Annotated in this window: 12 protein-coding genes; 5 read left to right on the forward strand and 7 right to left on the reverse strand. The window is 65.8% G+C overall.

What is annotated here, in order from left to right:
* Window positions 1-409 precede the first annotated feature (409 nt).
* Window positions 410-1,834 (reverse strand): amino acid permease, encoded by a 1,425-nt coding sequence (locus L8K25_RS15405; RefSeq protein WP_242139859.1) that lies wholly within the window; start codon window positions 1,832-1,834, stop codon window positions 410-412.
* A 325-nt stretch (window positions 1,835-2,159) separates the two neighbouring features.
* Here L8K25_RS15405 and L8K25_RS15410 point away from each other — a divergent pair, with 325 nt between their 5' ends.
* The 5 genes from L8K25_RS15410 (at window position 2,160) to L8K25_RS15430 (ending at window position 6,956) form a co-directional block, all read left to right on the forward strand.
* Entirely contained in the window at window positions 2,160-2,675 is a 516-nt protein-coding gene (locus L8K25_RS15410; RefSeq protein WP_242139860.1) for a spore coat protein U domain-containing protein, read from the forward strand.
* A 5-nt stretch (window positions 2,676-2,680) separates the two neighbouring features.
* The gene (locus tag L8K25_RS15415; protein WP_242139861.1) at window positions 2,681-3,421 is read left to right on the forward strand and encodes a fimbria/pilus periplasmic chaperone; all 741 of its coding nucleotides are present in this window, start codon (window positions 2,681-2,683) and stop codon (window positions 3,419-3,421) included.
* 16 nt (window positions 3,422-3,437) lie between these two features.
* Window positions 3,438-5,702, forward strand: coding sequence for a fimbria/pilus outer membrane usher protein (locus L8K25_RS15420; RefSeq protein WP_242139862.1), 2,265 nt, complete (start codon window positions 3,438-3,440; stop codon window positions 5,700-5,702).
* Window positions 5,693-6,139 (forward strand): spore coat U domain-containing protein, encoded by a 447-nt coding sequence (locus L8K25_RS15425; RefSeq protein ID WP_242139863.1) that lies wholly within the window; start codon window positions 5,693-5,695, stop codon window positions 6,137-6,139. Before L8K25_RS15420 ends, L8K25_RS15425 begins: the two co-directional genes overlap by 10 nt.
* Before the next feature lie 190 nt (window positions 6,140-6,329).
* Window positions 6,330-6,956 carry a LuxR C-terminal-related transcriptional regulator gene (locus tag L8K25_RS15430; RefSeq protein WP_242139864.1) on the forward strand — a complete coding sequence of 209 codons (627 nt, stop codon included), beginning with the start codon at window positions 6,330-6,332 and terminating at the stop codon, window positions 6,954-6,956.
* A 33-nt stretch (window positions 6,957-6,989) separates the two neighbouring features.
* On the opposite strand, the gene L8K25_RS15435 is transcribed toward L8K25_RS15430, so the two are convergent.
* The 6 genes from L8K25_RS15435 to L8K25_RS15460 all read right to left on the reverse strand — a co-directional run bounded on the left by L8K25_RS15435 (window position 6,990) and on the right by L8K25_RS15460 (window position 13,331).
* On the reverse strand, window positions 6,990-8,801 hold the full coding sequence (locus tag L8K25_RS15435) for a DUF885 domain-containing protein (RefSeq protein WP_242139865.1): 1,812 nt from the start codon (window positions 8,799-8,801) through the stop codon (window positions 6,990-6,992).
* Between the two features lie 67 nt (window positions 8,802-8,868).
* Window positions 8,869-9,885: a histidine kinase dimerization/phosphoacceptor domain -containing protein gene (locus L8K25_RS15440; RefSeq protein ID WP_242139866.1), complete on the reverse strand. Its 1,017-nt coding sequence runs from the start codon at window positions 9,883-9,885 to the stop codon at window positions 8,869-8,871.
* A gap of 146 nt (window positions 9,886-10,031) precedes the next feature.
* Entirely contained in the window at window positions 10,032-10,607 is a 576-nt protein-coding gene (locus L8K25_RS15445; protein ID WP_242139867.1) for a hypothetical protein, read from the reverse strand.
* Window positions 10,591-12,156: a PAS domain-containing sensor histidine kinase gene (locus tag L8K25_RS15450; RefSeq protein WP_242139868.1), complete on the reverse strand. Its 1,566-nt coding sequence runs from the start codon at window positions 12,154-12,156 to the stop codon at window positions 10,591-10,593. The genes L8K25_RS15445 and L8K25_RS15450 overlap by 17 nt, the downstream gene beginning before the upstream one ends.
* 6 nt (window positions 12,157-12,162) lie before the next feature.
* Window positions 12,163-12,300, reverse strand: coding sequence for a hypothetical protein (locus L8K25_RS15455; RefSeq protein WP_242139869.1), 138 nt, complete (start codon window positions 12,298-12,300; stop codon window positions 12,163-12,165).
* Window positions 12,301-12,446: 146 nt separating this feature from the next.
* Window positions 12,447-13,331 (reverse strand): LysR substrate-binding domain-containing protein, encoded by an 885-nt coding sequence (locus tag L8K25_RS15460; protein WP_242139870.1) that lies wholly within the window; start codon window positions 13,329-13,331, stop codon window positions 12,447-12,449.
* Window positions 13,332-13,376: the final 45 nt, after the last annotated feature.

Raw genomic sequence — 13,376 nt, forward strand, 5'->3', positions numbered from 1 at the left:
TTGCGTCGTGGATGCTGAAACAAGTTCAGCATGACGGAAGAAGGAGGATCAACGCGGCCTCGGCAAAGTACAGCCCGCGCTCTCGCAGCGTGGCGTCGCGCCTGGCCAGGTCGAGTCTGATTTCCCCCCGCCCTTTCTGGTCCTGCGCAAAGGCGCGGGTCAATCGACCGCACATTCTCCGCTTCAGGCGCTCCCTATCCGATCCGCGCCCGGCTTCGCCGCTGTCCTACACGCCCCAAAAAGCGTAAGCTCGCGCCTCGTTCTTTGACAGCACCGCACCCCCGCGTTTCCGCCCGATCCACCGGGCGATCCGCAAAGCGATTCCGCCTAACTTTCCCCTAACCTTCCGCAGCGCACCATCCGCGCGCGCCACCGCCACCGCACATAATTACCGCGCGCGATCAGCCCCTTAACTCCCCGCCCCCGTCGCCAGCACCGACCGCCGCCGCGAATAGCCGAAGTACAGCGCCGCCGCCCCGCCCAGCCACACCGCGAACAGCAGATACGTGTCCTTCGGCAACCCCGCGATCAGGTACAGGCAGAAGGCGGCGCTCGCGATCGGTAGAACAGGGTAGAAGGGCACGCGGTAGCCGCGCGGCAGGTCCGGGCGGCTGCGGCGAAGCAGGATCACCCCGATCGATACCGAGGCGAAGGCGATCAGCGTCCCCATGCTCGTCAAATTGACCAGCACGTCGAGCGGCACCAGCGCTGCGAGCAGCGCGACCCCGCCCGCGACCACCCAGGTGTTCTGCCGCGGCACCTGCCGCACCGGGTCGACCCGGCGGAAGAAGGCGGGGAGCAGCCCGTCGCGGCTCATCGCATACAGGATTCGCGTCTGGCCGTAGAGCACCACCAGCGTCACGCTGAAGATCGACGCGATCGCGCCCAGCGACAGCGCAAGCGCGGGCCACGCCGCCCCGGTCAGAGTGTGGAGGATCACCGCGAGCCCCGCCTCCTGCCCCTTGAACGCGGTCCATGGCTGCGCGCCGACCGCGGCGACCGCGACGAGGATATAGGCGGCGGTGACGATCAGCAGCGACAGGATGATCGCGAGCGGCAGGTTGCGGCGCGGATTGTCGACCTCCTCCCCCGCGGTCGAGACCGCGTCGATCCCGATGTAGGAGAAGAAGATCGACGACGCCGCCGAGCCGATCCCGATCAGCCCCTTGGGCGCGAACGGGTGGAGATTATCGGTGTTGAAATGCGCGAAAGCGACGCTGACGAACAGCAAGAGGACGGCAAGCTTGAGTAGAACCAGCACCGCATTGACGGTCGTTGACTCCTTTGCGCCGCGCAGCAGCAGCGTCAGGCACAGCCCGACCAGCACCACCGCGGGCAGATTGACCACCCCGCCCGCCCCCGGCGGCCGCGCGATCGCATCGGGAATGCGCCAGCCGGTGGTGAGGCTCAGCGCCTCGTTGAGATACTGCCCCCACCCCACCGCGATCGCCGAGGCCGACACGCCGTACTCGAGCAACAGGCACGCGCCGATCAGGAAGGCGGCAAGTTCCCCCATGGTTGCATAGGCATAGGAGTAAGACGACCCCGCCACCGGCACCGCCGACGCCAGCTCGGCATAGCACAGCGCGGTCAGCGCAGCGGTGATCCCGGCGATGACGAACGAAACGCTCACCGCCGGCCCAGCCTCGGGCACTGCCGTGGTGAGCGCAACGAAGATCCCCGTCCCGATCGTCGCGCCGACGCCGAGCATGGTCAGCTGGAACAAGCCAAACTTGCGCCCGAGGCCGTGGCCATGCCCCTCATCCGCCACGACAAAGTCGGCGACGGGCTTGCAGCGGAGCAGCGTGGCAAACACTGTCGATCGAGTCGTCACGCTGGCCCTGTCCTCAACGGTGGATCATTTGTTTCACTATCGTCGCCTAGGTCGCTGCCGGACGCGTGGCAATCGGCCAGATGCCCATCGATCTGTCCCCCTGGGGCGCCGCACCGGAGCTCTCGGGCCGAGCACGGGGCGAACGCCTTGAAACCGCGTATAACTACCTGGTAAAGACTTACTTAACCTTAATCTTCGCGTAATAGCTGGACAGTATCATAACCCCGGAGGGGCGGAAGCGTCAGCATTGGCTCTTTAGAGGCCGCGGCGCTTCATCATCAGACATCGGGGGCAACCCGCGAGTCTCCATCCTGGGATTTTGCATATGACCATCAAGACCTTTCGCGCTTCGTCCACGATCGCTGCAACTTTTGGCCTGGTCGTGCTGTTCGCCCAGCCGGTGACCGCACAGACGGCCACCACGACCTCGACGATGGCAGCCAGCGCCACCGTCACCGCCAACTGCACCGTCAACACGACCGCGCTCGCCTTCGGCGGCGCCGACGTGACTGATGGCCAGCCGCATGACGGCGCGGGCAGCCTGAAAGTACTCTGCACCAATGGCACGGCATGGACCGCAGCGGCCGACAAGGGTCAAGGCACTGCCGCGACTATCGCCCTGCGCCAGATGACGTTCGGCACCGACAAACTGAACTACATCCTGTACACCACCGCCGCCAAGGCAGCGATCTGGGGCGACGGCACCGAAGGCAGCACGATCGCCAATACCGGGACGGGCGCCGAAGTGACCTTTCCGGTAGCCGGGACGATCTCGGCTGGCCAGACCGGGATGCACGCCGGCGTCTATGGTGACATCGTCACCGTCACTGTCACGTATTGATCCCGATGCGCTCGATCCCCTGGATCGACGCTCGTTGGACCGGTCGCCTGCGGGCGGCCGGTCTTTCGGTGGTCGGCACCGTCGCGCTGGTCCCCGGCACGGCGGACGCCTCCAGCTTCCGCGTCAGCCCGGTCACGTTGACGCTGCCCGCCAACCGCCCGGTCGGATCGCTGACCATCACCAACGGCGATACCGCGCCAGTCGCGATTCGCGTCACGACCTACCGCTGGACCCAGGTCGCCGGCGCGGACGTCTATACGCCGAACGACGATCTGATCGCCTCGCCGCCGATCTTCACGACCCCCGCCAAGGCGGTCCAGTTGATCCGCGTCGGGCTGCGCCGGGCAAGCGCCGACGCCGCCTATCGCGTCGTTCTGGAGGAAATCCCGGCTCCCGCCACCAAGGGGATTCGTATCGCGGTCAACCTGAACCTGCCGCTGTACATCGTCGCCGACCCCGCCGCGAAACCCGCCGTGCGCTGGACCATGCGACGCGGATCGGATGGCGCCCTTCTGCTCGAGGGCCGCAACGCCGGGGGAATGCCGCTCCAGGTTACCGCGATCAGCAGTGCCGGACCTGGAATACCCAAGCTGCTCACGTCCGCCATGGGCGTGGTGCTGCCCGCGAGCATGCGACACTGGAACCTCGGTCGACATCCCGACTGGACGACGGGGGTACCGTTGCACCTGATTGTCCAGACCGCGCTGGGCGTAGACGAAGTTACGGTCGATCTACCGGCTGGCTAGTCTGGTCGTCGCCGCCTTGGCCCTGGGTACGGCCGGGATCGGGGCGGCTACGGCCAATCCCGCGCCAGCTGGCGCGCGCCTGGTGATGCTCGCGGTCCGGATCAACGGGGTGGAGCAGGCGGATCCGGCATGGGTGCTGCGCGACGGCAACGTTCTGGCGGTCACGGTGTTGACCGCGCGCGCCTGGCGGATCGATACGCGCGCGATCGCGACCCGCCACTTCGACGGCGACCCGTACATTGCGGTCTCGGCGCTGCCCGGCGTGGTCCTGCAGCTCGACGATGCCACCCAGACGCTCGCGCTGACGATCCCAGCCGCACTGTTCGTCGGGTCCGCCGTCCGGCTGTCCCGCCAGCCATATGGCGCAATGACCCGCAGCGCGCTCGGCGGTTTCCTCGACTATGACGTGTCGGCGCAGGTCGCGGACGGGACAAGGGCGCTGAACGGCTTGTTCGCGCTGGGCGCGTTTCGCGGGGCCGGGACGGCCGGTACCAGTTTCATCGCCGGCAGCGGCGGCCCGGGCAATCGCGCGGTGGTGCGGCTGGACAGTACGTATACGATCGACGATCCGGCCCGCATGCGCTCGCTGCGGATCGGCGACGGCGTCACGCGCGCCAGCACCGGGACGTCCGCGCTGCGCTTCGCGGGCATTCAGCTCGCGAGCAATTTCGCGACGCAGCCGGGGTATCTGACGATGGCGCTGCCGACGCTGAACGGCAGCGCCGCCGTCGCTTCGACCGTCGACATATTGGTGAACAACGTGCTGCAAAACCAGCAAAAGGTCGCGTCGGGGCCGTTCACGCTTCGCGACGTCCCGGTGGTCAACGGCAGTGGCGAAGTGCAGCTCGTCGTCCGGGACGCCCTGGGTCGCCAGACCCTGGTCACACAATCTTATTATGCCGCGCCTCAAATCATCCGCCGCGGTTTGCACGATTATTCGTATGAAGTCGGTTTCCTGAGGCGCGACTACACGCAGGAGAGCAATGCGTATGGTGCCGCGATCCTGTCGGCGACGCACCGGTACGGCGCAACCGACCGCATCACGCTGGAAGGACATGGCGAAGGGTCCCGGTCGGCCCAAACTGTGGGGCTGGCGGTCAATGTAGCGTGGCCCGCCATCGGGATCTTTTCGCTATCGGCGGCGGCCAGCCGGTCCGGGCATGAGCGCGGCGGATTGATCGGAGCCGGCTTCGAACGGCAGGCGCGCGGCATCTCGATCGGCGTTAGTGGGGAGATCGCGACTGGCGGCTACACCACAATCGGCGAAACCGCGCTGTATCGACATCCCCGCAGCACGGTGAGCGGTTTCCTCGGGATGCCGACGCCGTTCGGGTCGGTCGGCACCTCGCTGCTATGGCGGCGCGGGCGCGGTGAAGCGGATGTGCTGTACGCGAGCGCCAGCAGTTCGCTGCGGCTACGCGGGATAGGATCGGTCGGTGTCAGTGCGCGGCGCAGCTTTACGGGCAGTCGGGACAGCGCGGTCCAGGTGTTTCTCAGCGTCCCGGTCGGACATCGCAGCAGCGCTGTGGTTGGCACCGAAATGCGCAACGGCCAGGTCGGTGCCAATGCGACGTTTCAACGGAACCTGCCCTATGGCGACGGGCTGGGCTATCGCCTCGCCGCGGAAACGGGCGAAAGCGAACGCTTCGATGCCGAACTCAACGTCCAGACCAATATCGGACGGCTCGACGCGGAGGCGACCCGGCTCGACGGCAGCGCCGGTGCGCGGCTTGGAATGAGTGGTTCGATCGCAACGGTCGGGGGGCGGGTCTTCGCCGCGCGCAAGCTCGACCAGAGCTTCGCCGCGGTCACGGTCGGCAATTATGACAATGTCCGGGTCTATGTCGACAACCAGCTCGTCGGCCGCACCAATAGCGCGGGCGTGCTGATCGTGCCGCGGCTGCTGCCCTACCAGGACAATCACCTGCGGATCGAAGCCGAGGACCTCCCGCTTGACGCCGCGATCGACGAAACCGCCCGGACGATCCGTCCCTATGATCGTAGCGGCGTCGCGGTCCGTTTCAGGGCGCGGGATGCGCGCGCCGGCCTGGTGACGGTGCTGCTGCCCGACGGCACGACGATGCCCGCTGGCACCGCGCTGTACGTCAACGGCGGCACCGATCCGTACGTCGTCGCCCCCGACGGGACCGCCTATCTGTCCGGGCTGATGGCGCACAACCGCATCGCGGCGACAATCGACGGGACAGGATGCCATTTCCTGCTGGCCTTTGCGGGGGGCCTAGGCCCCCAGCCCCGTCTCGGGACCTTTACATGCACCTGACCCGCCTCACTCGCGCACTGCTCCTCGTCGGGCTCGTGTCCCTGCCGACCGCGCGGGCGCAGGCCGCGAGTTGCGTCGTGAACCCGCAGGACCTTTCGCTTGGCCGTTACGACCCGCTCAGCGACCTGCCACAGGATGCCGTGGGCAGCGTCACTGTTAGGTGCGATGCGGCAGTCGCGTTCGTCGTTGCGCTCGGCCCCGGCAACGGCAGCTATGCCGCGCGCAAGATGAACGGCGGCGGCCAGACCCTACTCTACAATCTGTTCCTGGACCCGAACCATCTGACGGTCTGGGGCGATGGAAGCGGCGGCAGCGGCAGCGTCAGCCGCTCGTCGACCGGCGAAGTGCTTCCGATTTACGGGCGCGCGCCGGGTGGCCAAAGTCAGCTTAAGCCTGGAATGTATTCGGACACGATAACCGTCACCGTCACGTACTGAGCTCGGAACATTCAAGTCATCAAGCACCGCCATCACATGAGACGGATCACATGTAACCCAGACATTAAAATACCTTTTGTTACACAAGATACCGAATCATAAACATATTTCAGGTCACTGCCAAGGAACTTACCCATTACTATTTAGTATAATATTTATATTTTCTGAATTCGACCAGTCCGGAGGGCGCATGTTTGTCTATGTCATTGCGCAGGATACGAAGGCGCGGCAAGACCTCCACAAGCGCCTCGCCCCCGCAGGTCTTACGGTATGGCCGTTTGCCTTTTCGGCGGATTTTCTAGCGCAGCTCGAAAACCTTCGGCCCGCTCCGATCCTGATCGATCTGGAAATGCCGCAGACAGGCGGACTCGCGCTGCTTGCGGCGCTCGCGGCCGATAACATTCATTGGCCGGTGATTGTGATGATCGCCTCGGCCGACACGCCAAGAACGGTCGAGGCGATGCATCGCGGGGCGCTGACAGTGCTGGAACTGCCGCTGCGCAGCGACTTGCTGTCGGCTGCGCTCGACCACGCGATCGCACAACTCGGGTCCGCCGCGGGCAAGACGCGCAAGCGCCAGTTGGCGCGTGCGCACATGGCGTTGCTGACCGCGCGGGAACGCAGCGTCGTCGCTTCCCTGATCGACGGCATGACCAACAAGGCGATCGCCACTGCGTTGGCAATCAGCCCCCGTACGGTCGAAGGTCACCGCGCCCACGCCCTCCAGAAGCTGAACGTCCGCAGCATTGCTGAAATCGTTCATCTCGCGGCCGACTGCGGCCTTGACCCGCACGGCCGACCCTCGGCTGCCAGATAGGCCGGAGCAGGTTTCGCCCGAGACGGGGCGACGCTACCCTCGCTTCGCCGCAATATAGCGCGTCACTTGCTCGTCCAGCACGTCGAGCGGCAGCGCGCCCTGGCTCAGCACCGCCTCGTGGAAATCCCGGATGTCGAACCGCGGCCCGAGCTCCTTCTGCGCCCGCGCCCGCAGCGCCTGGATCTTGAGCTCGCCGACCATGTAGCTGGTCGCCTGCCCGGGCCAGTTGAAATAGCGGTCGACCTCGCGCGCGATGTCCTTGTCCGACACTGAGCTGTTCGCCTTGAAATAGGCGATCGCCTGCTCGCGGGTCCAGCGCTTGGAATGGATGCCCGTATCGAGCACCAGCCGGATCGCGCGCCACACCTGCAGCGACAGCATGCCGAAGCGCGCATACGGATCCTTATAGACCCCCATCTCGTCCGCGAGCCGTTCCGAATACAGCCCCCAGCCTTCCGTATACGCGCCATAACCGCCGAACTTGCGGAATTTGGGGATGTTCGTCAGTTCCTGCTGGCGCGCGATCTGGAAGTGGTGGCCAGGGGCGGCCTCGTGCGCGGCGATGCCGTCGACCTGAACCTTCTGCGTCTGGTTCATGTCGACGAGGTTGACGTAATAGATCCCCGGCCGCGCCCCATCGGCCGATGGCGGGTTGTAGAAGGCGGTCGGCGCGGTCCCCTCCCGCCATTTCTCGACCGCGCGCACTTCGAGCGGCGCCCTGGGCAGCACGCGGAAGTAGCGCGGCGCAACTTCCATGACCGATGCGATTACCCCGCGCGCATCCTGCAGATAGCTGTCCCGACCCGCTTGGGTGTTCGGATATTTGAACTGCGGATCGGTCCGGATATGGTCGAAGAACTGCTCGAGCGTCCCGTTGAACCCGACCGCGCGCTTGATCCCTTCCATCTCTTGCCGGATCGCCGCGACCTGGCGCAGGCCGAGCGCATGGATCTGGTCGGCAGTGAGCGTGGTGGTGGTCGAGCTCTTCAGCTGGTCGGCATAATAAGCCGCGCCATCCGGGAGGCTCCACGCGCCGAAATTGCCCTTCGACAACGGCTCGATCGCATCGAGCGTGGCGAACAGCGTGTCATAGCCTCGCCGGAACGGACCCGTCAGCGCGGCGCGCGCTTCGGCCAGCAACGCGGTCTTGGTCGCGGCCGGGGCGTCGAGCGCACCCACCTTCTTGCGGAAATCGGCGAACAGCGTGGAATCCGGGCCGCCGTCGAACGGGGCGCCGGTAATGACCGCGCGCGCATCGGCCCGCGCGGGGGCGAAATTGACCTTGTTGGGGATGATGCCGGCGGCCGCCTGGGCGCGCATCGTCGCCGACACTTCGCGCATCACGCGCTCCGTCTCCCGCAGCCGCGCGATATAAGCCTGTGCGTCGGCGACCGTGTCGATCTTGTGGGTGTTGATCAGCAACACCGGGATATCGCCCGCCGGGCTGCCGTTCGTCGATACCGGAAACCGCAGCTTGCGGAACTTGAACGACTCCCGCCCCCGCGCGACCTCATATTCGAACAGGCGATAGCTGACGCGGGCGCTGTCACCGAGGCGATCCGGCCGGAACCGTGCGTGCAGGTCCTTGAGCTGCTGCTCGGCCAGCGCGCGGGCCCGCACCGCGGCAGCATCGGTATAATCGTCGAGCCGGTCGTAATGTGTCTTGAGGCCGAGCTGGGTCAGCGACTCCGGGCTGAGGTCCAGCTGCGCATCATACGCCTGGTCGAGAAATTGCAGCAGCGCCGCATCCTGTTGCCCCGTCTCGGGTGCATGGTGCGGCACGGGTGCGCTCGCCTGAATCAGCGGTACGGCCGGCAACAGCATGACAGCAAAGACAATACGCATCGGGCACTCTCCTGGGAAAGGCCCACTGTTGCGCGGCGCTCGGCACTTCGCAATTGCCGAAGTGCGGTCAGGCTTTGCGAATGATCGAGACCGTCGTCCCGGGGTTGCCGGGCGTGACCGAGACGATGGCACCAAGCTGGCGCGACAGCGCCTCGATGATGCTGGTCCCGAGGCCCGCCTGCTTGCTTGCCTTGTCCTGCGGCATGCCGACACCATCGTCGCCGACCGACAACGTCCAGCCGCCGCCCTCTGCCCGGTAGTCGACACGGATGACGCCCTTGCGATGACCGGGATAGGCATGTTTCAGGGCGTTGATGATCAGTTCGGTCACGATCAGCCCGAGACTGACCGAGACATCCGCGCTCGTCACGCTGTCGTCCACGGTCAGCGCGAGCGACAGCTGGTCATGGTCGCGGATCATCGAAGCGCTGATACTGCGGCACAGATCGGTGAAATAGGTCCTCAGCTCGACATCGCCGAGCCGCGACGCCGCGAGCTGCTTCTGTACGGCCGCGACCGACATCACGCGCTGGTGCGCATCGTAGAGGTGAGTCCGCGTTTCATCGGACTGGACGCGCTTCGCGCTCTGCAACAGAACGCTCGCGATGATCTGCAGGCTGTTGGCGACGCGGTGCTGCACTTCCTGCAGCAGGATCCCTTTTTCATGGATCATCGCTTCGCGCAGTTTCTCGGCCTGGCGGGATGCGGTGACATCGGCAACCGCGACGAGCAATCGGATGTTCTGCGGATCGTCATAGGACAGTTTGCGCGCATTGACGACCAGCTGGCGGACGTCTTGCCCGGGCCGGTGCAGCTCCATCTCATAGGAATCGACCTGCGCCGAGCCGGACGCCGTTGCCGCGAGCAATGCGCCGAACTGCGGCAGACGCCATTCCCCGTCCCCCATCGACGCCATCGGCCGTCCCTTGATCGTATCGGGCGCGAGCGAAAAGGCGGCACAGAAGGAGCCGCTGACCGCCAGGACCACCAGCGCCCCATCGAGCAACAACAGCGGCGTGCTGGAAGAGGTTATGACCGCGAGCGTGAGACTTTCGGCAACCGATCCGGCCGTTGCATGTTCCATGAGCGTTCCAGCAGTGACGGAGGCTCGCGCAGCGAAAGCCATTCCCGGCAACGATTTTTCGGCAAATTACGTTACCGTCCGGCCGAGAGCACCGGGTAAGCTGTTGTGCGGTAGCACAGATTTATGTCGTTACCGCATCGTTTCGATTACACGACGCGCGCCACGGGCGGCGTTCCGGGGGCGACACCGTCCTGTATCCGGCCAGCGGCGCGGACGGCATCCACCAGGGCCCGATCAGCCAGTCGGGCCGGCAGACGCACGTCCCGATTCCCCGCAGAAGCACCCACCCCGGTGTCGGCACCCGCGGCGCCCCCCAGCAGAATCGCCGTACCATGCCATCCGCGCGACCGCATCGCATGCACGACCGCCGCGCCCGCGCTGGCCGGCATCGCGTCCTCGACGATCAGGCAAGCGCCGGCGCATAGATCGGCGTCGGCCAGTGCAGAGGCACATGTTGCATAGGCCCGGACGTCGAAATGCTCCGATCGCAGCATCAACTGGCGTTCACGACGGACGGTGGCGTTTCCATCGATCAGGGCGATGGCGACCGAGCTCGGTGGGGCATGAGCGGGCATGGCGCGGTCCTTGTTGCGAACCTCGCTGTGGACACCCGGGATCGGCGCGTCTCTAGGTAATGGACGCAGCGGCACGTCGATCGACATACGGATCGTCGCGTCGCGACCGGTGCCATGGGCCAGCCGCTCGCTAGAGCGGCGTGCCATCCCCAACCGCCAGCTCGAGCGTGAAGTGGAACGCTGCCCCGCCCCCCGGATTGACCGTCGCCCAGATCCTGCCGCCATGCGCCTCGACGATCGTGCGGCAGATCGACAGGCCCAGTCCCATGCCTTCCTGGCGGGTCGTGGCGAACGCCTGGAACAGGCGGTCCACCATGTCGGCGGCAATCCCGTGCCCGGTATCGGCAACCGTCACCTGAACCATCCCCGATGATTCCCACAGGGTCGAAATCGTCAGCACGCGCGACGCACACGCCTGCATCGCCTGCACGGCATTGCGGATGAGGTTGACCAGCACCTGTTCGATCTGGATCCGGTCGACCTGGACCCGAAACGCCGCGGTATCCAGGTTCATCGTGACGCATACCCCCGCCTCATGCGCGCCGATCAGCGCGAGGCCCGCGGCGTCCTCGACCAGCGCAACCAGCGATTCGGGTGCGCGACCGACCTCGCCATGGGCGACGAACGCGCGCAATCGACGCACGATATCCCCCGCGCGCAGCGACTGCGCCGCCGCAAGCGTCAAAGCGTCGCGGATGATCACCAGTTCGGGCGTGCCAGCGTCGCGCAGCATGTCCCGCGTGGTCTCGACATAATTGGCAATGGCGGTCAGCGGCTGGTTGAGTTCGTGCGCCAGCGTCGACGCCATCGTTCCCATCGCGCTGATCCGCGAAAGATGAATCAGATCGGACTGGAGGTCCTGCACCTGCCGTTCGGCGAGATTGCGCTGGGTCAGGTCGCGGATGAAACCGGTGAAGATGCGCTGTCCGCCGCTCGAAGTTTCCCCGACGGCCAGTTCCATCGCGAAGGTCTCGCCGTTGCTGCGCCGGCCGATCGCGGACCGCGTCGTGCCGATGACGTGGCGAACCCCGGTCGCGCGATACGCGGCCAGATGCGCATCATGCGGCGCACGGTCGGCCTCCTGCATCAGGCAGGTCACGTCAGCCCCGATCATCGCGGCCTCGGTGTAGCCAAACAGGCGTTCCGCCGCGGCGCTGAACGACGCGATGCGGCCATGGTCGTCGATGACGACCATGGCGTCCGGCACCGTCGCGAGGATCGATGCGAGCAGGCGCTCGCGCCCCGCAATCGCCCGTTCGGTCGATTTCTGGTCGGTAATGTCGCGCACCACCTTGCCGAACCCGCGTAACGCGCCGTGCTCGTCGTACAGTGCGGTGATCGTGACGTTCGCAAGGAATTCGGATCCGTCCTTGCGGACGCGCCAGCTTTCTTCCTCGATCCGACCTTCGGCATGCGCTCGCCGGAGATCGGCCGCCGGAAGCCCTTCGGCGATGTCTTCGGCAGGATAGGACATGGAGAAATGCCGGCCGACGATTTCCGCCGCGCTCCATCCCTTGATCCGTTCGGCGCCGCGGTTCCAGATCGTGACCAGCCCATCCGGATCGAGCATGTAGATCGCGTAATTCGTCGCCCCGTCGATCAGCAACGCGAGTTCGTCGGCGGAGGTCGCCATGGATCGCGTGCCGATGATCGCCGAGCCCTTCGGAATTGCAGCCTGCGCGGGATGGTCCGGCACCGCCCTTCAGTAAAGCAAATGACGGGTGCAAGCGACCTGCAACTGTGTCCCGCTCAGCAGCGACAGAATGCCGATCGCGATCACGATCCGATGGCTGGTGCGATACGCGACAGGCGGACGAAGCGCATCCGTTGGTAGTGGCATGAGTCGATCCCCGTCTGGTGGCAGGCGTTCCATCGGCTCTGCGGGCGACGCGCGATATGGAGGAATCTACGCGGCCTCCCGACCCGCGTGCCGCAGGGACTGTTGCGGGACCGTGGCCGTCGGCACAGGCTGCGCCGGGACGGTGCCTAAACGGTGCCTTGCATCTCCGCCACGGTCGACCGAAGCGCACGCATCAGCGCGCTGCGCCGGCGATCGCTTTGGCAGACCAGATAACTGCGCAGTTGGTAGGACCGTTCGCCCGTTCCCAGCGCGCGATAGACGATCCGGCCGTCGGGGGGACATTCGGATTCGAAGAATGCGCTGATTCCCAGTCCGAGCGCGATCCCTTCGCGGATCGTCTCGCGGGTCTGGAGTTCGATCGTCGCCCGCGGCTCGATCCCGGCGTCGACCAGCGCGCGTTCGGTAAAGGCGCGCGTCTTGGAGGAGGACTCGCGCAGCAGCAGCGTTTCATCGGCGAACGCCGTGATCGGCACGTTCTCCAACGCGGCAAGCGCATGATCGCGCGGTAAGGCGCAGGCCAAGGTCTCGCTCGCCAACGGCTCGTAGCTGAAGTTCGCATCGCCCGGCGGGTCGCTCGCCAATGCGGCATCGACATGCGCTTCCCCCAGCCAGCGCATCACGTCCCGGGCATTGCCCATGCGCACCTGCACCTTGGTCTGCGGATGGTCACGACGGAGCAGCTGGACCATCTTCGCGACATAATACGGATTATCCGACCCGAGCCGCAGCATACCGCCGGTCATCTCCGCGGTCTCCCCCAGGATCTCGTCGATGTCGGAGGCGGTGGCGAACAGCTTGTGCGTCAGCGCGAGCAGATCGCGCCCGGCCGGCGTCAGGCTCAGCGGCACCTTGCGGCTTTCGAACAGCATAACGCCGTAGCGCGCCTCGAGCGCTTTGAGCTGTTGTGACAAGGTTGGTTGCGAAACGTTCAGGCGCCGCGCGGCGCGCGACACCCCGCCTTCCAGCGCAATTGCGTGAAACGCACGTAAATGTTGGTGATTCACGGCCATCAACATAGTGCACTAGGGCAAGGCCGTTACGCTTACGTGACGTTT

It is taken from the genome of Sphingomonas sp. TREG-RG-20F-R18-01, from assembly GCF_022662475.1.
Classification (GTDB): Bacteria; Pseudomonadota; Alphaproteobacteria; order Sphingomonadales; family Sphingomonadaceae; genus Sphingomonas.

What these genes read in the sequence shown, in the direction of transcription:
- L8K25_RS15410 (WP_242139860.1), top strand. Translation starts at nt 2,160, where the DNA reads ATGACCATCAAGACCTTTCGCGCTTCGTCCACGATCGCTGCAACTTTT.
- L8K25_RS15415 (WP_242139861.1), top strand. Translation starts at nt 2,681, where the DNA reads ATGCGCTCGATCCCCTGGATCGACGCTCGTTGGACCGGTCGCCTGCGG.
- L8K25_RS15425 (WP_242139863.1), top strand. Translation starts at nt 5,693, where the DNA reads ATGCACCTGACCCGCCTCACTCGCGCACTGCTCCTCGTCGGGCTCGTG.
- L8K25_RS15430 (WP_242139864.1), top strand. Translation starts at nt 6,330, where the DNA reads ATGTTTGTCTATGTCATTGCGCAGGATACGAAGGCGCGGCAAGACCTC.
- L8K25_RS15435 (WP_242139865.1), bottom strand. Translation starts at nt 8,801, where the DNA reads ATGCGTATTGTCTTTGCTGTCATGCTGTTGCCGGCCGTACCGCTGATT.
- L8K25_RS15440 (WP_242139866.1), bottom strand. Translation starts at nt 9,885, where the DNA reads ATGGAACATGCAACGGCCGGATCGGTTGCCGAAAGTCTCACGCTCGCG.
- L8K25_RS15445 (WP_242139867.1), bottom strand. Translation starts at nt 10,607, where the DNA reads ATGGCACGCCGCTCTAGCGAGCGGCTGGCCCATGGCACCGGTCGCGAC.
- L8K25_RS15455 (WP_242139869.1), bottom strand. Translation starts at nt 12,300, where the DNA reads ATGCCACTACCAACGGATGCGCTTCGTCCGCCTGTCGCGTATCGCACC.
- L8K25_RS15460 (WP_242139870.1), bottom strand. Translation starts at nt 13,331, where the DNA reads ATGGCCGTGAATCACCAACATTTACGTGCGTTTCACGCAATTGCGCTG.